This window comes from Nocardia sp. NPDC003999, assembly GCF_053604885.1.
On sequence record NZ_JBSGIB010000017.1, the window covers coordinates 99,490 to 121,402 of the forward strand.

10 protein-coding genes and 1 pseudogene are annotated in these 21,913 nt (G+C 70.5%); 7 read left to right on the forward strand and 4 right to left on the reverse strand.

All coding sequences use genetic code 11. The annotated features are described in order from the left end of the window. Nucleotides 1-2: 2 nt before the first annotated feature. Nucleotides 3-10,829 (forward strand): annotated as a pseudogene (locus ACWESM_RS27465) (type I polyketide synthase); the annotation flags it as partial. A 9-nt stretch (nt 10,830-10,838) separates the two neighbouring features. Then, entirely contained in the window at nt 10,839-11,372 is a 534-nt protein-coding gene (locus ACWESM_RS27470; protein ID WP_452494171.1) for a PaaI family thioesterase, read from the forward strand. Nucleotides 11,373-11,413: 41 nt separating this feature from the next. Here ACWESM_RS27470 and ACWESM_RS27475 read toward each other — a convergent pair whose 3' ends face one another. Then, a complete protein-coding gene (locus tag ACWESM_RS27475; protein WP_452494172.1) occupies nt 11,414-13,444 on the reverse strand; it encodes an FAD-dependent oxidoreductase in 2,031 nt (676 codons plus the stop codon). 213 nt (nt 13,445-13,657) lie between these two features. After that, nucleotides 13,658-14,821: an ROK family protein gene (locus tag ACWESM_RS27480; RefSeq protein WP_364438028.1), complete on the reverse strand. Its 1,164-nt coding sequence runs from the start codon at nt 14,819-14,821 to the stop codon at nt 13,658-13,660. Between the two features lie 81 nt (nt 14,822-14,902). On the opposite strand from ACWESM_RS27480, the gene ACWESM_RS27485 reads away from it, so the two are divergent. Genes ACWESM_RS27485 through ACWESM_RS27500 form a run of 4 tightly spaced genes read left to right on the forward strand, consistent with a single transcriptional unit; the run spans nt 14,903 to nt 19,077 of the window. After that, entirely contained in the window at nt 14,903-16,213 is a 1,311-nt protein-coding gene (locus ACWESM_RS27485; protein ID WP_364438031.1) for an extracellular solute-binding protein, read from the forward strand. A gap of 3 nt (nt 16,214-16,216) precedes the next feature. Beyond that, entirely contained in the window at nt 16,217-17,062 is an 846-nt protein-coding gene (locus tag ACWESM_RS27490; RefSeq protein WP_355078385.1) for a carbohydrate ABC transporter permease, read from the forward strand. A gap of 43 nt (nt 17,063-17,105) precedes the next feature. Next, the gene (locus ACWESM_RS27495; RefSeq protein ID WP_364438037.1) at nt 17,106-17,975 is read left to right on the forward strand and encodes a carbohydrate ABC transporter permease; all 870 of its coding nucleotides are present in this window, start codon (nt 17,106-17,108) and stop codon (nt 17,973-17,975) included. Between the two features lie 13 nt (nt 17,976-17,988). Further along, nucleotides 17,989-19,077 (forward strand): ABC transporter ATP-binding protein, encoded by a 1,089-nt coding sequence (locus tag ACWESM_RS27500; RefSeq protein ID WP_355078383.1) that lies wholly within the window; start codon nt 17,989-17,991, stop codon nt 19,075-19,077. An 85-nt stretch (nt 19,078-19,162) separates the two neighbouring features. Here the strand turns inward: ACWESM_RS27500 and ACWESM_RS27505 are convergent, their stop codons facing one another. Both ACWESM_RS27505 and ACWESM_RS27510 read right to left on the reverse strand, forming a co-directional pair. Then, nucleotides 19,163-19,978 carry an NAD(P)H-binding protein gene (locus tag ACWESM_RS27505; RefSeq protein ID WP_452494175.1) on the reverse strand — a complete coding sequence of 272 codons (816 nt, stop codon included), beginning with the start codon at nt 19,976-19,978 and terminating at the stop codon, nt 19,163-19,165. A 95-nt stretch (nt 19,979-20,073) separates the two neighbouring features. Continuing rightward, the gene (locus ACWESM_RS27510) at nt 20,074-20,799 is read right to left on the reverse strand and encodes a TetR/AcrR family transcriptional regulator (RefSeq protein WP_356968177.1); all 726 of its coding nucleotides are present in this window, start codon (nt 20,797-20,799) and stop codon (nt 20,074-20,076) included. Between the two features lie 157 nt (nt 20,800-20,956). Between ACWESM_RS27510 and ACWESM_RS27515 the strand changes: the two genes are divergently transcribed. Continuing rightward, nucleotides 20,957-21,889, forward strand: coding sequence for a hypothetical protein (locus ACWESM_RS27515; protein ID WP_452494177.1), 933 nt, complete (start codon nt 20,957-20,959; stop codon nt 21,887-21,889). The last annotated feature ends 24 nt before the right edge of the window (nt 21,890-21,913 follow it).

The following is a 21,913-nucleotide window of genomic DNA, read 5'->3' on the forward strand; positions in this document are numbered from 1 at the left end:
CCGACGAGCTACGCCGCTATCTCAAGAAGACGGCGAAGGAGCTCTACGAGACCAAACAACACCTGCGCGAACTCACCGATCGGACACGGGAGCCCATCGCCATCGTCGGTATGGCCTGCCGGTACCCCGGCGGCGTCCGTTCACCCGAGGACCTGTGGCGCGTCGCCGCCGCCAGCGTGGACGCCGTCGGGGTGTATCCGTCCGACCGTGGCTGGGACCTGGAGCGATTGTTCGATCCCGACCCGGACGTGCCGGGCACGGTCTACACGCGGGAGGGCGGTTTCCTCGATTCCGTCGCCGATTTCGACGCGGGTTTCTTCGGCATCAGCCCGCGCGAGGCCGCCGCGATGGACCCGCAGCAGCGCCTGATGCTAGAGGCGGCGTGGGAAGCGCTGGAAGACGCCGGGATCGACCCGGCCTCGCTGCGCGGTAGCGACACCGGCGTGTTCGCCGGGGTTGCCCACCAGAACTACGGGCCCCGCGTCGGCTCCCCGAATATCACGGCCGAAACGGAAGGCCACGCCTATCTGGGTGTTTCCAACAGCGTGCTGTCGGGCCGGATCGCCTACACCCTCGGGCTGGAAGGTCCTGCCGTCTCGATCGATACGGCATGCTCGTCATCGCTGGTCGCCCTGCATCTCGCGTGCCGAGCGCTGCGCAACGGTGACGCCACCCTGGCCCTGGCAGGCGGCGTCACCGTGATGTCGGACCCGTCGCTGCTCATCGCGTTCGCGCGGCAGCGCGCCCTCTCACCCGACGGACGGTGCCGGGCCTTCGCGGCGGCGGCCGACGGGACGGGTTTCTCCGAGGGACTCGGCGTGCTTGTGCTCGAACGGCTCTCCGACGCACGGCGGTTCGGGCACACCGTCCTGGCGGTCGTGCGCGGCAGCGCGATCAACCAGGACGGCGCCAGCAACGGACTGACCGCGCCGAACGGCCGGTCGCAGGAAGCCGTGATCGGGCAGGCGTTGCGCGACGCGGGCCTCGAGCCCGCGGACGTCGACGCGGTGGAGGCGCACGGCACGGGCACGATGCTGGGCGATCCGATCGAAGCCAGGGCACTGATCGCGGCCTACGGCGCCCGGCAGGCCGACGCGCCGCTGCGTCTGGGATCGCTGAAATCCAATATCGGCCACACCTCGGCCGCGGCCGGTGTCGGCGGAGTGATCAAGATGGTGCAGGCCATGCGGCACGAGATGCTGCCGAAGACCCTGCACATCGACGCGCCCACCCCCCATGTGGACTGGTCCGCGGGCACCGTGCGGCTGCTGCGGGACAGCGAGCCGTGGCCCGCCGGTGCCAGGGTCCGGCGCGCGGGCGTGTCGTCGTTCGGCGCCAGCGGCACCAACGCCCACGTCGTCCTCGAGGAAGCGCCCGCCGAGCCCGCCGCGGAAGGGGAGCCCGAGCCCGCTACCACGGCGGGGACCGGGTCGAATCACGCTGCTCCGCAGCACATCCCGTTGCTACTGTCGGCCGGTTCCGGTGCGGCGTTGCGGGCGCAGGCGGATCGCTTGCGACAGTGGATGGCGGACGACCCGGAAACGGACGCCCGGGATATCGCGCACTCGCTGCTCACCTCCCGTGCCCGGCTGGAGTGGCGCGGAGCGGTCGTCGGTCGCGACCGTGGCGAACTCCTGGCCGGTCTGGCGGCACTCGCCGAGGGTCGTTCCGCGCCCGGTGTGGTCGAGGACCGCGCCGGATCGGGACGCACGGCGTTCCTGTTCACCGGCCAGGGTGCGCAGCGCGCCGGGATGGGACGGGAACTGTACGCGACGTTCCCGGTGTTCGCGGCGGAGCTGGACCGAGTCTGCGCCGAATTCGATCCGCTGCTCGGACGTTCGCTGCGGGACCTGCTCCGCGCCGAGGCGGCGGACGGCGACAGCGCGCCGGGCCCGCTGGATCGGACCGAGTACACCCAGCCCGCGCTGTTCGCCTACGAGGTGGCGCTGTACCGGCTCGCCGAATCGTTCGGCCTGACACCGGATGTGCTGCTCGGCCATTCCATCGGTGAGCTCGCGGCGGCGTATGTCGCCGGAGTGTGGTCGCTGCCCGACGCGTGTGCGCTGGTGGCGGCGCGCGGGCGGTTGATGGGCGCACTGCCCGCCGGCGGCGCGATGCTGGCCGTGGCGGCGCCGGAAGCGGAGGCGTCGGCCGCGCTCGACGGGTACGCGGGCCGGGTGTCCGTGGCCGCCGTGAACGGGCCCGCTTCCGTGGTGTTGTCCGGTGACGCCGACGCCGTCGCCGAGGTCGAGCGGATCTTCGCTGCTCATGGCCGTCGGACGAACCGGCTGCGCGTGAGCCATGCCTTCCATTCGGCGCGGATGGAACCGATGCTGGCCGAGTTCCGTGCCGTGGCCCGCGGTGTGACCTACCGGCAGCCGACGATCCCGATCGTCTCGAACGTTTCGGGCGCACCGGCCGCTGACGAGCTGACCGATCCGGAGTACTGGGTCCGTCAGGTCCGGGCGGCCGTGCGGTTCGCCCCGGGAGTCCAGGCGCTGGCCGCCGGCGGGGTGCGACGATTCCTGGAGATCGGTCCCGACGCGGTGCTGACCGCGATGACCCGCGAATGCATGACCGAACAACCCGATATCGAGGCCCGCTGCGCGGTGGTCGCCGCCGCACGACGCGGCGCGGACGAGGTCGGGCAGTTCACCGCGTTCCTGGCCGCCGCCCACGCCGCGGGCGCCGACGTGGACTGGAGCCCGGTGTTCACCGGTCGGCCGGCGCGCCGGGTCCCGTTGCCGACCTACCCGTTCCAGCGTCAGCGGTACTGGTTGCCGCCGACCGACGGCATCGGCGATGTGGGCCGCGCCGGATTGACGGCGATGGACCATCCGATGCTCGGCGCGGCGCTGGCCCTGGCCGGTACGGACGAGTGGCTGTTCACCGGTCGCCTGTCCACGGCGTCGCAGCCGTGGCTGGCCGATCACACGGTGTTCGGCACGGTGCTGTTGCCCGGGACCGCGTTCGTGGAGTTCGCGTTGGCAGCCTGCGCGCGAGTGGATGCCGGGACGATCGACGAGCTGGTCCTGGAGGCGCCGCTGCGGCTGGACGAGGGAACCGAAGTAGATATCCAGATCAGTGTCGAATCGCCCGACGACGCCGGGCGCAGGCGCTTCGTCATCGCCTCGCGGGCCGTGGGCGACCCGACCGCCGGATCCACGCACGCCCGCGGTGTACTCGCTCCCGACACGGGAAACGCGGCGGTGCCCGCTGATACGGACGACCCGTTCCAGGACGACGACGCGACCACCGGAGCGGCGCTCTACGACCAACTGGCCGCCCGCGGTCTCGGCTACGGACCCGCCTTCCAGGGCGTGCGCCGGTTCGTGCGCCGCGGCGACTCCGTCGTGGCCGAGGTGCGGCTCGGCGAGACCGATTCGGACGCTTCGCGCTTCGGCGTGCACCCCGCACTGCTGGATGCCGCGTTGCACGCCGCCGTCGACCTATTGTCCGCTGATTTCGCCGACAACCAGGCGCCGCTGCCGTTCTCGTTCACCGGCGTGCGGTTGTATCGCGGTGGCGCGAGCGCGGCACGCGTGCTGATCCGGCGGACGGGCGCCGAAGGGGCGCGGGTAGAGCTCCGCGACGATACGGACGCGTTGCTGCTGACGATCGATGCGCTGCGGGCGCGGCCGGTCGACAGCGACACGGTGCGCAGCGCGCGCTCCGCCGGACCCCACCGTCTCTACGACGTGCGGTGGGCCACGGTGGCTTCCGGCGCCGGGTCCGGCGCGGTGCGGCTGGCGGCGGTCGGCGGACCGTCGGAATCCGCTTTCGAGGAACACTATTCGGATATGGCCGCGCTGGTAGCGGCCGCAGATACCGACACCCCGGGAGCGGACACCCGAGCGCAGCCCGACGCCGTGGTGTGGTTCGCCGAGTCCGGTCCCGGGCACGCCGTCAGCACCGAGGCCGACCGGGTGCGCCGGAGCGTGAACACCGCGCTGGCGGCGGTGCAGTCCTGGTTACGCCTCCCCGAGTCCGGCGACACCCGGCTGGTCGCGGTGACCCGTAACGGCGCCGGACTGCCCGCCGAGGATCCGGATCTGGCCGCCGCGGCGCTCTGGGGCCTGCTGCGCAGCGCACAGTCGGAGCATCCCGGCCGGATCGTGCTGGTGGACGCCGAGAGCGACGCGGTCATCGGGCCCGAGCTGATCTCGGCGGCCCTCGCGACCGACGAGCCGCAGCTCGCGGCGCGTGGCGGCGAGCTGGTCGCGCCCCGGCTCGCCCGGCGTGACGACGCGCCCGGCGCGGCCGTCACCCTGGGCCGAGGCACGGTGCTGATCACCGGCGGGACCGGTGGGTTGGGCGCGCTGGTGGCCCGGCACCTGGTCGCGACCCACGGTGTGCGGGATCTCGTTCTGGTGTCACGCCGCGGCGAACGGGCCGACGGTGTGCGCGAACTGGTGGCCGAACTGGCCGGACTCGGTGCTCGGCCGCGGGTACTGGCCTGCGACGTCGGCGACCGCGCCGCGGTGCGCGCCCTGCTCGACCAGCTGGCCGATGGTCCGGAGCTGACCGCCGTCGTCCATGCCGCCGGCGTCCTGGACGACGCGACGCTCGACGCACTCACGCCCGACCGGATCGAGCGGGTGTTCGCGCCGAAGGTCGACGCCGCACTACACCTGGACGAACTCACCCGTGACCGGAATCTGTCGGCGTTCGTGCTGTTCTCCTCGGTCGCGGCGGTCCTTGGCTCGGCGGGCCAGGGCAACTATGCCGCCGCGAACTCGGTGCTGGACGCGCTGGCCCGGCGGCGCGTCGCGGCGGGCCTGCCCGCGGTCTCGGTGGCCTGGGGCCCGTGGAACCAGAGCGGCGGGATGACCGCCGAACTGGGACGCGCGGGCCTGGACCGCTTGTCCCGCATGGGCTTCCGCCCCTTGGCCGAGTCCGACGGGCTCGCGCTGTTCGACCGGGCGGCGGGCGCGCAGATGCCGCTGGTCGCCGCCGTGGACTTCGATACCGCGGCATTGTCCGCGCAGGCCCGCGCGGATCTGCTGCCGCCGCTGCTGCGTTCGCTGGTAGCGGTACCGCGCCGTGCCGAGGGCGGCGGCGAACTGGCCGAGCGGCTCGCGTCGGCGCCACCGGACCGGCACGACGCGATCGTGCTGGATTTCGTGCGCCATCAGGTCGCCGAGGTACTTGGACACGCCACGGGCGAACAGATCGAGGCCGACAAGCCGTTCAGCGAACTGGGCTTCGATTCGCTGGGCGCGGTGGACCTGCGCAACCGCCTCACCAAGGCCACCGGTCTGCGTCTGCCGTCGACGCTGGCCTTCGATCACCCGACGTCCGCGGCGGTCGCCCGGCTGCTGCGTTCCCGGATCGACGGCGCGGGGCAGGGCGTCCGCCCGACGCGGAAGCGCGCGCGAGCCGACGAACCGATCGCGATCGTCGGCATGGCCTGCCGGTACCCCGGCGGAGTCGCGTCGCCGGACGATCTGTGGAACCTGGTGGCCTCGGGGACGGACGCCATTTCCGAGTTTCCCGCCGATCGCGGCTGGGATCTCGATCGCCTGATCGATCCCGATCCCGAGCACACCGGAACCTCCTACGTGAACGAGGGCGGGTTCTTGACGGGCGCGGCCGATTTCGACGCCGGATTCTTCGGCATCGGCCCGCGGGAGGCGAACGCGATGGACCCCCAGCAGCGTTTGCTGCTGGAGGTGTCGTGGGAAGCGCTCGAGCACGCGGGCATCGATCCGACGTCGCTGCGGGGCACCGACACCGGCGTCTACACCGGGGTGATGTACCAGGACTACGAGGTCTTGACCCGCAAGGCCGGACCCGAGGCCGAAGGCTACGTGGGCACCGGCTCGGCGGCCAGCGTGGTCTCGGGACGCATCGCCTATTCGCTCGGTCTGGAAGGCCCCGCGATGACGGTGGATACGGCGTGCTCGTCCTCGCTGGTGGCACTGCACGTGGCGTGCCGTGCGCTGCGACAGGGGGAGAGTTCGCTCGCCCTGGTGGGCGGTGCGACGGTGATGGCCACGCCCACGGTTTTCGTGGAATTCTCCCGCCAGCGCGGACTGGCGCCGGACGGGCGGTGCAAATCGTTCTCGGCCGCCGCCGACGGTGTGGCGTGGGCGGAGGGCGCGGCCGTCCTGGTGGTCGAACGGCTCTCGGACGCACGGCGACTCGGCCACAACGTGCTCGCGGTAGTGCGCGGCAGCGCGGTGAACCAGGACGGCGCCAGCAACGGTCTCACCGCGCCGAACGGTCCGTCGCAGGAGCGGGTGATCGCGGCGGCGCTGGCCGATGCCGGGCTCGGGCCGTCGGACGTGGATGCCGTGGAAGCGCACGGCACCGGAACGACACTGGGCGACCCGATCGAGGCGCAGGCGTTGCTCGCCACCTACGGCCAGGGCCGCCCTGAAGGTCCGCTGCGTGTCGGTTCGCTCAAATCCAATATCGGCCACACCCAGGCGGCGGCCGGTGTGGGCGGCGTGATCAAAATGGTGCAGGCGCTGCGCCACGAGATGCTGCCGAGAACCCTGCACGCGGAGGAACTCTCACCGCATGTGGACTGGTCGGCCGGATCGGTGCGCGTGCTGACCGACGCCGAATCGTGGACCTCGGGCAGCCGGATACGACGCGCGGGGGTGTCGTCGTTCGGTATCAGCGGCACGAACGCGCACGTGATCCTCGAGGAGGCGCCACCGTCCACGCGTGCCGAGCGACCGGCGGCGGACTCCGGCCCGGTAGCGGGCGGCGTGGTACCGCTGGTGGTCTCCGCGAAATCCGCGGAAGCCCTGCGCGGTCAGGCCGAACGCTTGCGCTCCTGGCTGGCCGATACGCCGGAGATCGACCCGCGGCGGGTGGCGCGTGCCCTGCTCGACTCGCGTGCGCTGCTGGATCGCCGCGGCGTGGTCGTCGGCCGCGATCGGGAGGAACTGCTCGCCGGGCTGGCCGCGCTGGCGGCGGGAACGACGTCGCCGCACGCGGTCGAGGCACCGGCCGTGCCGGGTACGACGGCCTTCCTCTTCACCGGTGGTGGCGCGCAGCGAGTCGGCATGGGTGCCGGTCTGTACCAGGCGTTTCCAGTGTTCGCGACCGCGCTGGACGAGGTGTGCGCCGAGTTCGACCGGCACCTCGGGGGTTCCCTGCGGGAGGTGATGTTCACCGACGAGGCCGGGGTGCTGGACCGGATGGACTGGATGCAGCCCGCGCTGTTCGCTTTCGAGGTGGCGATGTTCCGGCTGCTCGAGTCGTACGGTCTCCTACCGGACGTGCTCGCGGGTCACTCGCTGGGCGAACTCGTCGCGGCCTATGTGTCCGGGGTCTGGTCGCTGACCGACGCCTGCGCGCTGGTGGCGGCGCGGGGACGACTGATGGGTGCGGCGCCCGCCGGTGGGGCGATGCTGGCGGCCGCGGTGTCGGAAACGGAAGCGGAGGAACTGCTGACCGGTCTCGCCGACCGGCTCGCGATCGGGGCGGTGAACGGTCCGGAGTCGGTGGTGTTCTCGGGATACGCCGATGCCGTCGACGAGATGCGGCGGCGGCTGACCGAGGCGGGACGGAAGCACACCCTGCTGCGGATCTCCCACGCGTCCCATTCGATGTTGATGGAACCCGTCCTCGACGAATTCCGCGCGGTGGCGGAGGGACTGACCTATCGCGAGCCCACCGTGCCGATCGTGTCGAATGTATCCGGCACGCGGGCCGGCGACGAAATGCGCGATCCGGGCTACTGGGTGGCGCAGGTGCGCGGCTGTGTGCGCTTCGCGCCCGGGGTGCGCAGTCTCCTCGACTCCGGGGTGCGGCGTTTCATCGAAGTCGGACCGGACGCCGCGCTCACCGCGATGACCGGAGAATGCTTGGCCGAGCGTCCGGAAGTGGCGGCGAAGTCACTGGTGGCGGCCTCGTCCAGGCGTTCGGTCGACGAGGTGACCCAGTTCGTCACGCTCCTCGCCCAGTCCTTCGCGGCAGGCGCACCGGTGCGGCTGCGGTCGCTGCTGCCGGGAGCGGACGCACGGGTGGAATTGCCGACGTACGCGTTCCAGCGCCGCCGGTACTGGGTGCGACCGGCTCCCGAAGTCGTGACCGGCTCGTTCGGCCATCCACTACTGACCAGCGCGGTGCCGGTCGCGGGCAAGGACGAATGGTTGTTCACCGGCCGGTTCTCCGCGCGCACCCAGCCGTGGATCGGCGACCACGCGGTGTTCGGCTCGGTATTGCTGCCCGGGACGGCCTTCGCGGAGATGGCGCTCGCCGCGGGCGCGCAGGTGGACGCCGGGGTGGTCGGCGAATTGCTGCTGCAAGCTCCGTTGCCGCTCACCGCGACCGCCGAGATCGAGCTCCAATTGAGCGTCGGGGCGCGCGACGAGCAAGGGCGGCGCGGATTCGCCGTGCACTCCCGCGCGGCCGATCGGGAGTCCGACGGCACGGACCCGTGGGTGCGGCATGCGAGCGGCGTCCTGACCACCGCCGACGACGACCACGCGCCGGTGTGGAGCGAACCGGTGTGGCCGCCGTCCGGCGCGGAGCCGTCGGACGGGTCGCTCTACGACCGGCTGGCGGAGCGCGGCTTCGACTACGGTCCCGGTTTCCAGGGCGTCACCGCGTTGTGGACGCGCGGCGAGCAGACCTTCGCCGAGGTGTCCCTCGACGAATCCGTGGGCGTCGCGGCGGCTCCGTTCGGCATCCATCCGGCGCTGCTGGACGCATGCCTGCACGCGGCGCTCGGCGAGCTGATCGGCGACCTGCCCGCCGGGCAGGTGCCGTTGCCCTTCTCTTTCACCGGTGTGCGCTTGTGGCGCTCCGGTGTCACCGCGGCGCGCGTTCGCGTCGTCCGGGATGCCGAGGGACAGGTCACGATCGACATCGCGGACGACACCGGCTCGCTCGTCGCGCGCATCGATGCGGTCTCCGCACGTCCGATCGCGGCCGACGCGCTGGGCGCGGCGCATGCGGGACGCCGTACGGCACCCCTGACCCTGAGCTGGACGCGCGCGGAGCTACCCGCGCTGCGGGCGGTGCCCGACCGTGTGGCGACGATGGGGCAGGCGCGAGTGTCCGGTGTCGACCGTCACTACCTCGACGCGTCGGAAGTCGCTGCAGCCGAACAGGTTCCGGATATCGTCGTCTGGTCGCTCCCGGCGGGACCTGCGGCCACCGCTGACCCGGTCGAGCCCGGGACGGTGGGGGAGGCGACCCGCACCGCCTGGGAGCTGCTGCGCTCCTGGTTGTCGCTCGAGCGGCTGGCGGACACACGCCTCGTGGTGGCGACCCGCCGCGCGACGGGCCTGAACGGAGAACCGGTCGATCTGGCCGCCGCCGCCGTCACCGGTTTGGTCCGCAGCGCACAGTCGGAACAACCGGGTCGTATCGTGCTGCTGGACCACGACGGAGACCTGGACGCCGCGACGGTGCTCGGCGTGCTCGAATCGGGGCACGCCCAAGTGGCGGTCCGCACGGGCGAGATCTACCTCCCGCGCCTGGCCTATGGCGACGTACCTACCGAAGAACCCGGAAACATCCGCAGCACGAGCGCTTTCGGCGATGGCACGGTGCTGATCACGGGCGGAACCAGCGGATTGGGCGCGGTGATCGCGCGGCACCTGGTCACCGCACACGGTGTCCGGCATCTGCTGCTGGTGTCGCGGCGCGGCGCGGCGGCCGACGGTGTCGCGGAACTGATCGCCGAGCTGGAACGGCTCGGTGCGCGCACCCGGGTCGCCGCGTGCGACGTGGCCGATCGCGCGGCCTTGGCCACCGTGGTCGAGTCGATCGGGACCGAGCACCCGCTGTCGGCGGTGATCCACTCCGCGGGCCTGATCGACGACGCCACCATCGAGACGCTGACCGCTCAGCGGATCGATCGTGTACTCGCGCCCAAGGTCGACGGCGCGCTGCACCTGGACGAGCTCACCCGGGGCCACGACCTGTCGGCGTTCGTCGTGTTCTCCTCGGCCGCGGCGATTCTCGGTTCGCCCGGACAGGGCAACTACGCGGCCGCGAACGCGTTCCTCGACGGGCTCGCGCAGGCCCGGCGAGCGCAGGGGCTGCCCGCCTTGTCGGTCGCCTGGGGTTTGTGGAACCAGGACACGGGCATGACCGCCGAAATGGACCGGGCCGCGCTGGCGCGGCTGGAACGTATGGGTCTGCGGATCCTCGGTGACTCCGACGGTACGGCGCTGTTCGACGCGGCGCTCGCCACGGATGCGGCCATGGTCGCTTGCGTCGAGTTCGACAAGTCCGCCCTGGCCGCGCAGGCACGCGCGGGGCTGCTGCCCGAAGTGCTGGGCGGCTTGGTCGCCGGCCGCGCCCGCCGGGTATCCAGCGCAACCGCCACCGGCGGACTGCTGGCCGACCTGCTCGCCACCGCGCCGGAGGACGAACGCGACGCGCTGGTGCTCGGATTCGTCCGCGAACACGCCGCGGCGGTGCTGGGATACCAGTCCGCGGCGGCGATCGATCCCGAAACTCCGTTCAACGAGATGGGTTTCGATTCACTCGGCGGCGTCGAGCTGCGCAACCGGCTGTCGGAGGGCACGGGCACGCGACTGCCCTCGACGCTGGTGTTCAACTACCCGACGGCGAGCGCGGTGGCGAAACTGCTGCGGTCGCAATGGGAAGCGACCGCGACCACCTCGGCGATCGATGACCAGATCGCCGCGCTCGCCGCGCTGCTGGCGACCCTGCCGTCGCAGGAGGACAAGGCGCGGCTGGCCGAGCGGATCCGCGCGACGCTGACCGACGCCATCGACGAACCCGCGCCCGAGCCCGCGCCGGTCGCCGATCAGGGCCGCGACGCCGTCGAGGCGGCCGCCACGGCGGACGAACTGTTCGCTCTCATCGACCAGCAGATCAGCGGAAAGTAGAGGAAGGCTATGACATCCGACGACGTGTCGGCGATCGAAGTGACCGATGGCGTGCGCTCGCTGCACCTGGAGTGGGACGACCCCGGCATCGCCGTGCTGGGCATGATCCAGCTCACCAGGGACGAACTCGTCGCGCGCATCCGTACCGGCGAACTGCCGCTGCCGCCACTGGCCAAACTACTCAACATCGAGGTCGTCGACGCCGCGCCGGGGCGGATGACGCTGCGCCTCACCCCGGACGAGCGGCATGTGAACTTCCTCGGTGTGGTCGGTGGCGGCGTGGTCGGTACGGTGCTCGACGTCGCGATGTGGGGTGCGGTGCAACTGTCGGTGCAGGACAAGTCCATGCTCACGACGGTGAGCATGACGTCCAATCTGGTGCGCGGGGTCTCGCACACCCAGGGGGCGCTGGAGGCGGTCGCGGAGGCGGTGCACGTCGGCCGGACGACGGCCACCGCCGAGAGCCGTCTCGTCGATGCCGCGGGGAAGGTCTACGCGACCGCGACCGCCACGTTCGTCCGGATGGGCGGCGGCAACGGGTGAATTCCGGCGGCCCGGGGACCAGGTCCCCGGGCCGTCCGGGATCAGAGTTCGGCCGCGAGCTGGGTGCCCTGCTGGATGGCGCGCTTGGCGTCGAGCTCCTTCGCCTCGTCGGCGCCGCCGATGAGATGCACCCGCACGCCACGCGATTCGAGCTGGTCGTGCAGGTCGCGCACCGATTCCTGGCCCGCGCACACCACCACGTTGTCCACTTCGATCACGCGCGGCGCCTGCCGCTGCGGACCGAAGCTGACGTGCAGTCCGCGATCGTCGATCCGTTCGTAGTTGACCCCGCCGATCTGCTGGACTCCGCGCGCGTCCAGCGCGGCGCGGTGGATCCAGCCGGTCGTCTTACCCAAGGTCAGTCCGAACGGCCCCGACTTGCGTTGCAGCAGGGTCACTTCCCGGGTCGCCCTGGCAGGCCGAGGGGTTCGCAACTGGCCGCGAGCGTGGATGTCGTCGGTGACACCCCACTCGTCGCGCCATTCGTCGAGCGCGAGGGGGCCTTGGTGGACCGCGGTCAAGAATTCGCCGACGTCGAACCCGATTCCGCCCGCACCGACGACGGCCACCCGGTTGCCCACGGGCTTCTCCTGCCGGATCAGTTCCGGATAGGACAGCACCATGGGGTGATCGATGCCGGGGATCGCGGGAATTCGAGGGCGCACGCCCGTGGCCAGCACCACCTCGTCCCAGCCACCCGCGGCGAGTTGTTCGGCGGTGGCCCGGGCATTCAGATGCACGGTGACGCCGGTGAGTTCGAGTTTGCGCCGGTAATACCGGATCGTCTCGTCGAACTCCTCCTTGCCGGGGATGCGGCGGGCGAGGTCGAATTGTCCGCCGATCCGGTCCTCGGCTTCGAACAGTTCCACCTGGTGCCCGCGCTCGGCCAGGCCGATCGCGGCCGACAACCCGGCGGGACCGGCGCCGACGACGGCGATGCGCTTGGCCCGCCTGGTGGGCAGCAGTTGCAGCAGCGTCTCGTGGCACGCGCGGGGATTCACCAGGCAGGACACGGTCTGCCGGGTGAAGGTGTGGTCCAGGCAGGCCTGGTTGCATGCGATGCAGGTGTTGATCTCGTCCACCCGCGATCCGGCGGCCTTGTTCACCCATTCCGGATCGGCCAGCAGCGGGCGGGCCAGCGAGATGAGGTCCGCCTCGCCGCGCTCCAGGATCTGCTCGGCGACCTCGGGCATGTTGATCCGGTTCGACGCGCACACCGGAATCGAGACATGTTCCTTGAGCGCCGCGGTGTATCCGACGAACGCGGCACGTGGCACCGAGGTGACGATCGTCGGCACCCGCGACTCGTGCCAGCCGATATCGGTGTTGATGACGTCGACTCCGGCGGCTTCGAGTTCCTTCGCCAGGTCGATGATCTCGGCGTAGGTCTGCCCGTCCTCGACGAATTCGGCCAGCGACATCCGGAACATGATGAGCAGGTCGTCGCCGACGGCGGCCCTGGTCCGTGCGGCGACCTCGACCGGGAATCGCCGCCGGTTCGCCGCCGATCCGCCCCAGCGATCGGTCCGGGTGTTGGTGCGCGGCGCGAGGAACTGGTTGATCAGAAAGCCTTCGCCGCCCATGATCTCGACGCCGTCGTATCCGGCCAGCCGCGCCAACCGCGCGCAGCGCACGTGATCGGCGATCGTGGTCTCGATCTCCTGCTCGGTGAACGCCCGCGGTTCGAACGCGGTGAGCGGCGACGCCACCGCCGAGGGCGCCAGATTGGTGGGGATGTTCGAATCGCGCCCACCGTGCAGGATCTGCAGCGCGATCTTGCCTCCCGCTTCGTGAACGGCGTCGGTGATCACGCGGTGCCGCTCGGCGTCGGTCTCGTCCAGCATCGCGCACGCGAACGGCCACAGCCATCCGTCGCGGCTGGGGGAGTAGCCGCCGGTGACGATCAGCCCCACGCCGCCGCGTGCGCGTTCGGCGAAGAACGCGGCCAGCCGGTCGATGTGCCAGGCCCGATCTTCCAGCCCGGTGTGCATGGAGCCCATGACAACTCGGTTGCGGAGTTTCACCCTCCCCAGCTCGATCGGCGACAGCAAATGCGGAAAGGTGGAACTCATGGGATGAACCTAACGGTAGCTACCCACCTCCGCAATGGCTGGCGCGGCATGCCATCTGCGATGTACGGCCCGATACGGACAACCGGGTGTTCTGAGGGCGACAACCCGGCAATCTCCTACTCGACCGCCTTCGCCGCCACCGCGAACCGAGCGCCGGGCACGGCTTCGCTACCCGCCGTGCCGAGCGCATACGCCGGGAAGGCCCGCAGCGGATCACACCTCCTGTCGCGCGGCGACCATCGCGTCCACGGTCGCCGGGGACAACATCTCGTCCGCGACCAGACCCGCCAGCCCCACGAACGCGCCGTTCTCACCCAGCCGCGAGGGGCCGAGGTCGAGATCGCGCAACGCGCTCGGGTGCGCGTTCGACTCGACGCCGCGCCGCACCCCCTCGAGAAACGGCGGCAGCACCCCGATCGCCCCGCCGACGCGGACATGGGCCGGATTCACGATCGACACCATCGTCGCGAGCACGGTACCGACCAGGCGCCCGGCCCGCTCGGTCGAGCGAATCGCCTCGGGGCTGCCGTGGCCGACCAGCCGGACCACGTCGGCCGTCGTGCGTACGCCCAGTTCCCGGGCCAGCGCCTGCCCGCCCGCGCCCGCCGCCACACACCCACGGCGGCCGCAGCTGCAGAGCTGCCGACTGCCCTCGATCCGCAGGTGCCCGATCTCGCCCGCCGAGCCGCTCACGCCACGGTGCACGCGCCCGGAGATCACCACGCCCGCACCGATTCCGGTCCCCACCTTCACACCGACAAGGGTCGCGGCCGGACGGTCCAGCGCCCGGAAGTCGCCGAATGCCAGCGCATTCGCGTCGTTCTCCAGCAGCACCGGGACACCGAGCGCGTCGGCGAAAGGTTCGCGCAGCGCAGCGCCGTTCCAGTCCGGCATGGTCGGCGGCGCGACGGTCACTCCGCTGTCGTGGTCGATTTGGCCCGGCACCGACAGGCCGATCGCGCACAAGGTTTCGGCTCGCCCGGTCCGCCGCAACAGCTTCCTTCCCGTGTCGAGCAGCATCGGCACGACCTCGGTCGGACTGTGCCGCAGGGGCAACCGCCGGTGTTCTCTCGCGAACACCGTCCCGCGCAGGTCGACCACGGCCAGCGTGGCATGGCTCTGTCCGAGATCGGCGACGAGCGCGGTGCTTCCGGTGTCGTCGACCTCGAGCATTTCGGCGCGTCGTCCTCCGCTCGATTCCTTGTGCCCCGCGTGGCGGACGAGCCCGAGACCACGCAGCGCCTCCAGCCGCTCGGTCAGCGTCACCCGCGACAACCCCGCGAGTTCCTGCAGCTCGAGCCGGGTCAGCGGCCCCGTGGCGCGCAGCAGGGCGAGCACATGTCCTGGCGAAGTGGGGCTGGAGGGTGTCGCGGGCATATTGACAATATCTCTCAGCGCACTTATGTTAACCAACCTGACAAAAGTCTGAAACCCGTTGTGCCCTAACAGGAGCCATGCATGCTGGTATCCGGTTCGACGCGCAGATCCTTCCTGCGCGCGGTGGGCTCCGGCGCGGCGGCCCTGTCCGCCGCGGCCTGTACCGGATTCGCGACCAGCGGCAACGGCGGCATGATCTTCCTGTCCACCCAGTTCCGTCCCGCCGACGAGGCCGAGCGTTTCCGTACCCTGCTGGCCGCCGCCGCGCCCGGCGTCGGCTATGTGACCATCGAGGAGAGCCCGTTCGCGAGCCAGGTGCGCAGCCAGGTCGACGCCGGCGCGACCAAGATCGGTCTGCTCGGCGGTCTGCACGGCGACCTCGCCCCGCTCGCCGACGGCTACCTGGAAGACCTCACCGGTTTGCTCGCCGACTTCGGCGCCCGCGGCTGGTCGGCGGAATACCTGAAACTCGCGAAGGTCGGCACCGACCGTACGTGGTACATCCCATGGGCCACGGCGAGTTACGTCCTCGCCGCGCACGCGGACGCGCTCGAACACCTGCCGCCCGGAGTCGATGCCGCGTCGCTGACCTACGACCAGTTCCTCGACTGGGCCGTCGCCGCGCGCCGCGCCAATGGCAATCGCCCCGTGCTCGGCCTGCCCGCGGGCCCCAAGGGCCTGCTGCACCGGTTCGTCCAGGGCTTCCTGCTGCCCTCGTTCACCGGCGGCCAGATCACCACGTTCCGCTCGAACGAGGCCGTGACGGCCTGGCAGTACCTGCGTGAGCTGTGGGCCAACTGCGTCCAGTCGAGCACGAATTTCGACTTCATGCAGGAGCCGCTCGACAGCGGCGAGGCGCGGATGGCGTGGGACCACGTCGTGCGCTTGGTCCACGCGCCCGAGCGCGACCCGCGCGACTGGCGGATGCTTCCGGCGCCGCGGGGCGCACACGGCCTCGGCTATATGGCCGTGATCGCCGGGCTCGCGATCCCCAAGGGCAGTACGGACCCCGAATTCGCGCAGCGGACGATCAGCACGCTCACCCGCCCGGAAACCCAACTGCGGCTGCTTCGTTCCAACGGCTTCTTCCCGGCGGTCGACACGGCGATCCCCGCCGATCTGCCACCGGCTGTCCAGCTCGAGGCCGACGCGGTGCGCAAGCAGCAGGAGGCGCCCGGCGCCATTCTCTCGTTGCCGCCGGTGGGTCTGGGCCAGCGTGAAGGAGAGGTGAGCAAGGTCTTCAAAGACAGCTTCCGTTCGATCGTGCTCGACGGGGCGGATATCCGCTCCACGCTGGATCAGCAGGCCCGGGTGCTGCAAGGCATCCTCGACGAGCTGAAAGTGCCGTGCTGGGCGCCCGACCCGGCCGCACAGCTCTGCCGGGTGGGATGAGCCATGATGTCGCGTCTACGTTCCCCGTGGATCCTGCTGCTGCCGTCGATCGTCCTGATGTCGGCCCTGTTCGGCTGGCCGCTCGTGCAGGCCGTGCTCGAGGCGTTCCGTGGCGGCGACGGATTCACCCTCGCCAACTGGGACCGGCTGTTCGACGATCCCTACGTCCTCCCCGCGCTGCGCAACACCCTCCTGCTGATCGCGATCGTCGTGCCGGTCCAACTGGTGCTCGCCGTCGCCATGGCGCTGCTCATGCAGGCCCGGCCGCGGTTCGCCGGCGGCCACTTCTACCTGTGGTGCCTGCCGCTGGCGATCTCCGAACTGGCCGCGGGCCTGGTATGGCTGTCCATCTTCGACAACCGCGGCTACCTGAACTCGCTGCTGGTCGGCATCGGGCTCTCCGACGACGGCGTGCAGTGGCTCGGCTACCGGAACGCGGGCACCATGCTGCTCGCCGTGGTGGTCGCCGAGATCTGGCGCGCGACGTCACTGGTGTTCGTCATCGTGGTGGCGGGCGTGCAGATGATCCCGCGCGACTACGACGAGGCCGCGCAGGTGTTCGGAGCGAACCTGTGGCAGCGGCTGCGGCATGTGACGCTGCCGCTGCTGGGTCCGAGCTTGCAAGTGGCGCTGATCTTGCGGACCATCCTCGCGCTGCAGGCTTTCGCCGTGGCGCAGGCATTGACCGGCCGGGACTTTCCGCTGCTGGTCGGCGAGACCTACGAGTGGTACGCGAATCTGCAGAATCCCGCGGTCGCCAGCGCTGTCTCGCTGATCGTGCTGGCGATCTCGCTCGCTACCGCGGTGTTCTACCTGCGTGCGGTCCGGCAGCCGGAGCAGGCCCGATGAGTCGTGATCATGCGGCAGAGGGCCGAAGGAGGCGAGGAGCGCGATGAACTCGGCCGAGGCGCCGTCGCGGCGCGTGCTGCCACCGATCGACCGCGCACCCCTGCGCAGGCGCCGCCTGCGCGCGGTGGGGGTGCAGGCGGCCTGCACTGCTGTAAGCCTGTTCATGGCGCTGCCGATCGTGCTCATCGGACTCGCCGCGTTGTCCTCCCGCGAGGCGCTCAACGAGTTCCCGAAGTCGCTCGTCCCGAAGGAGTTCTCCACCGAGACCCTGGTCTCGTTCTTCCGCGCGACCGGGACCCTTGCCGCACTGGGCAACTCGGTGCTGGTCGGCCTCTACACGGTGTTCTGGTCGCTGGTGATCGGGGCGCCCGCGGGATACGCGCTGGCCCGTCATGCTTTTCGCGGCAAAGACACCTACCAGGTCTTCATTCTCTTCGTGCGCGCGCTGCCGATCGTGGTGCTCTCGGTGCCGCTGGCCACGGTGTTCCTGCGGATCGATGTGTACGACACGGTGTTCGCCGTGACATTGGTGCACACCACGCTCGCATTGCCGACCACCGTGCTCATCACGGCGAGCATCTTCGTCGCGGTGCCGCCGGATCTGGAGGAGGCGGCCCGGGTCTTCGGGTGCAGTCGATGGCAGGCCGCGCGCCGGGTCGTGGTGCCGCTCGCGCTGCCGGGTCTGGCGGCGTCATCGATCTTCACATTCGTCCTGTCGTGGAACGAGATCCTCGGCGCGACGATCGTGACGCTCGGGCACCGCACGCTGCCCGCGCAGGTGCTCACGGCGCTGGGTGAGGCGTCGACCGCGTACCGCTTCGCCGGTGGCTTCGCGCTGATCATCCCGGCGCTGGTGTTCATCTTCGTGATGCGGCGCTACCTGGTGAACATGTGGGGGACGACGCTCAGATGACAGGGGTTCGCTGATGGCCGAGGTGATTGTCCGGGATCTGGTGAAGACCTATCCCGGCGGCACGGCGCGTGCTACCGACGAGGTCTCGCTGGAGATCGCCGACGGCGAGTTCATGGTGCTGTTGGGGCCTTCCGGCTGCGGCAAGACGACCTTGCTGCGCATGATCGCCGGGTTGGAGCTGCCGGACTCGGGGCAGATCGTGATCGGCGGCAAGGACGTCACCTACCTCGAACCGCGGCGGCGCAACCTGTCGATGGTCTTCCAGTCCTACGCGGTCTTCCCCAACAAGAAGGTCGCCGACAATATCGGCTTCGGCCTGCGCGTGCACGGTGTGCCCGCCGAGGAGATCCGGCGCAAAGTCGCCTGGGCCGCCGAACTGCTGCAACTCACCCCGTACCTGGACCGCTACCCGGCGCGGCTGTCCGGCGGGCAGCGCCAGCGTGTCGCGGTGGCGCGGGCCATCGTGATGGACGCCGACGTGCTGCTCATGGACGAGCCGCTGTCCAACCTGGACGCGCTGCTGCGGCTGTCGTTCCGAGCCGAGCTGAAACGACTCGTCGCGGAACTCGGCACCACGACCGTCTACGTCACCCATGACCAGGTCGAGGCGCTGTCGCTGGGCAACCGTGTCGCCGTGATGCGAGACGGATCGATCGTCCAGTGCGGCCCACCGACCGAGGTCTACGACGACCCGGCGACGGAATTCGTCGGCGGTTTCCTCGGCAGCCCGCCGATGAACTTCCTCACCGGCGTGGTCTCCGCGGCGGAGGACGGGCCGCGGATCGACCTGGGCGGGCAATCGCTCGCCGTGCCCGCGGCGCTGTCGTCGTTCGAGGGCGGCGCCCTCCGGCTCGGTATCCGCCCCGAGGCCATCGTGGTGCGCGAAGGCCCCGCGGACGCGACGGTGCGTGGTGAACTCGAAGTGCTGGAGCCACTGGGCTCCTCGACCCTGCTCACCACCCGCGTCGGCGGTCAGACCGTGAAAGTCCAAGCGCCGCCGAGCTTCCGTGCGGCCGAGGGCGACCCCTCCGATCTCTACCTGCCACCCGAAGCGTGCCGTTGGTACGACCCGGAAACCGGAATGCTGCTGAACCTCGACTGATCCGCCACGGGGCGACTGCGGCACGGAGCCGCCGCGCCCGGTCGCGGCTGGTACCTTCGATCGGCGGTAATCCCGCGCGGATGAATCACCGGAAGGCGTCCGCGTGGGCCGTGGCCCACTGACCGAACGTCCGTGGCGCGCGGCCGACGACCTCTTCTACCGTCGGTCGGACAATGGATTCGTCGATGGCTCCGTTCACGTAGAAGTCGAAGAAGGCGTCCACGTACTCGACGGGGGTGGTGCGGAGCATGTCGGCGCGGGCCTCCTCGTCGCCGAGGCCCTGACAGATGAGATCGCGGCCGATGGCCTCGGCCAGGATCGCGACCTGCTCGGCGGGCGTGAGCGGCTCCGGCCCCGTAGGCCAGAGGATTTCGCCGTGATGACTGTTGCCCCGCAGGACGGTGGCGGCTACCGCGCCGATGTCCTGCGGATCCAGAGCGGCCGTGCGCACGTCGGGGAACGGAGCGCGAATCACGTCTCCTTCGCGAAGCTGGGGGAGCCAGCGCAGGGCGTTGGAGGCGAAGGCGCAGGGGCGCAGAATGGTCCATGCCGCAGCGTATTCGGTGACTTCCCGCTCGGAGGCCAGCATATAGCGGGTGATGGCATTGGAGGTGTCGCCGGTGCCCGCGGAAACACCCGACAGTTGCACGATGTGTTCGACGCCGGCCTTCGCGGCCGCCTGCGCGACCGCTGGATAACCGGGCAGCAGGAACAACGCACGTACCCCGTCGAAACTCAGGGTCTCCGGAGACGTGAGGTCGCCCGCCACGGCTTCCGCTTCCGGGGGTACGACTGCACGCTGCGGATCGCGCACCAGCGCGCGCACCGGCTCGCCCGCCGCGGCCAGGGCTTGCACAACTTCAGCGCCGACATTGCCGGTCGCTCCTGTCACGAGAATCATTGCGCTGATCCTTCCAGTTCCCAACGTTTTTCGCGGGACCGTTGCAGGTACCTGCAACGCACTGCGCAACCTTTGCCCTCCATCCGGCGGGAGGATCACGCTGTGAGATGTACGCCTATGCCGTCGAGGAGTCTGCCGAGCCCGAATTCGAACAAGCCCTCGGCGACGGCATCGATGTCGTGGTTCTCCGGAGGACCGGCACTGAACATGGCCAGCGTGGCCGGATAGCGCTCGGGCTGCCCGTACCGCTGGATCATCGCCGGATCGAGGGTCGGACCGACGTGCCCGGCCGAGTCGCGCCCCTGGGCCGGATCGATCGCCAGCCGGGCGGCGCCGCCGACGAAAGCGGTGACGCACAAAACGATTTCGGCGACGCCGCGGGGTGGGAGACCGGCCGCGATGAGCGCACCCATCGCGGCCTCACCCCACGCGGCCTCGTTCGGTCCCATGCAGCGATTGCTCGCGCCCACCGCCAGCACCCACGGGTGACGAAGGTACAGCTCCCGGGTACAGCGCGCCCACAGCTCGAGCGCGGCACGCCAGTCGCCTTGCGGAAGATCGGGCGGTTCCGACATGGTCGCGTCGAACATCAGGGCGACGAGTTCGTCCTTGCCCGGCACATATCGATACAGCGACATGGTCGCCGCGCCCAACTCTTTGGCGACCCGCTGCATGGACAGTGCGCCGATGCCTTCCTCATCCGCGATGGCCACCGCCTCTCCGACGATCCGGTCCAGGCTCAGTGCCGGCCGGGGGCCACGGCCGGACCGCCGGCCGCCGGTCCATAGCAGCTGTGCCACACGCGGCAGTTCATCGGTCATGTTCGCTCCTCGCGATCATACTGCGTATGGCCTACGCGTTGCGTATAGGCTACGCAGTACTTTGTCGTCTCCGATGTCCGGGGTGGTTGACCATGGCAGCACCTGCCAGACATGCGTATCCGCGTGCGGAAATCGTCTCGGCCGGCAGGCGCCGGGCATGAGCCTGGCCGGACTGGGGCTGACCACGGAGCAGGAGCGCGTCTACCGAGAACTGCTGCGCACCCGTCCCGGCATCGCCTCGCATGCGGGCGGCGCGGGCCGGAGCGATGCCGGCGCGGGGAGCGTGCTCACCGAACTGCGCGTCCTCGGTCTGGTGGATGAGAACCTGACCGCGGTGCCGCCGGCGGCCGCGGTGGATCTGCTGGTGCGGCGGCGGATCACCGAGGCGCAGCAGCAGTTCGAAGGCCTTGCTGCCGCCTGGGAGGCGTTGCGGGAATTGACCGAGGAGCAACGCACCGGCCGACCGGCAGGGCTGCTCGAGCAACTGTCGAACGGGCCGGAGACAGCGCGGCGCATCGGCGCATTGCTGACGGATCACCCTGGTGAGTTCGCGGCGTTGCGGACCGATGCGCTGTACGACGAATCCCGGCACCCCCATGTCCGGCACGGGCGCCTGCTGATGGCGGGGCTGCGCAGCCGCACCCTGTTTCCCGTACACACACTGGAGGATCCCCGGCAGGTCGCCCACGCAAGCCGTCTCCATGCGTTCGGCGAGCTGCATCGGGTGACGACCGAAGCGGTCTGGCCGCTGACCCTCGTCAACCGGTCGGTCGCCTTCGTGCCTGCCGATCTGTCCGATCCGGAGGCGGGTGTGCTCCAGATCCGGCGTACCGGGGTGGTCCGGATACTGGCGGAGGTCTTCGACGGCATCTGGAACCGCGCACGCGACCTGGACGAACTTCCGGTCTCACCCGTCGAGCAGCGGGTCTTGCGCGCGCTTACCCGCTACGACACCGACGACTCGGCGGCACGTGCGCTGAATGTCTCGGTGCGCAAGTTCCGCGGTCATGTCGCCGACCTGATGGACCGGCTGGGCGCACGCACCCGATTCCAGGCCGCCCTGCTGGCCAAGGAACGCAACTGGCTCTGACCGGCTGCGAGCTGTCCGGAATTC

Coding starts and splice junctions, on each gene's coding strand:
- ACWESM_RS27470 (WP_452494171.1), top strand. CDS start 10,839: ATGACATCCGACGACGTGTCGGCGATCGAAGTGACCGATGGCGTGCGC.
- ACWESM_RS27475 (WP_452494172.1), bottom strand. CDS start 13,444: ATGAGTTCCACCTTTCCGCATTTGCTGTCGCCGATCGAGCTGGGGAGG.
- ACWESM_RS27480 (WP_364438028.1), bottom strand. CDS start 14,821: ATGCCCGCGACACCCTCCAGCCCCACTTCGCCAGGACATGTGCTCGCC.
- ACWESM_RS27485 (WP_364438031.1), top strand. CDS start 14,903: ATGCTGGTATCCGGTTCGACGCGCAGATCCTTCCTGCGCGCGGTGGGC.
- ACWESM_RS27490 (WP_355078385.1), top strand. CDS start 16,217: ATGATGTCGCGTCTACGTTCCCCGTGGATCCTGCTGCTGCCGTCGATC.
- ACWESM_RS27495 (WP_364438037.1), top strand. CDS start 17,106: ATGAACTCGGCCGAGGCGCCGTCGCGGCGCGTGCTGCCACCGATCGAC.
- ACWESM_RS27500 (WP_355078383.1), top strand. CDS start 17,989: ATGGCCGAGGTGATTGTCCGGGATCTGGTGAAGACCTATCCCGGCGGC.
- ACWESM_RS27505 (WP_452494175.1), bottom strand. CDS start 19,978: ATGATTCTCGTGACAGGAGCGACCGGCAATGTCGGCGCTGAAGTTGTG.
- ACWESM_RS27510 (WP_356968177.1), bottom strand. CDS start 20,799: ATGACCGATGAACTGCCGCGTGTGGCACAGCTGCTATGGACCGGCGGC.
- ACWESM_RS27515 (WP_452494177.1), top strand. CDS start 20,957: ATGAGCCTGGCCGGACTGGGGCTGACCACGGAGCAGGAGCGCGTCTAC.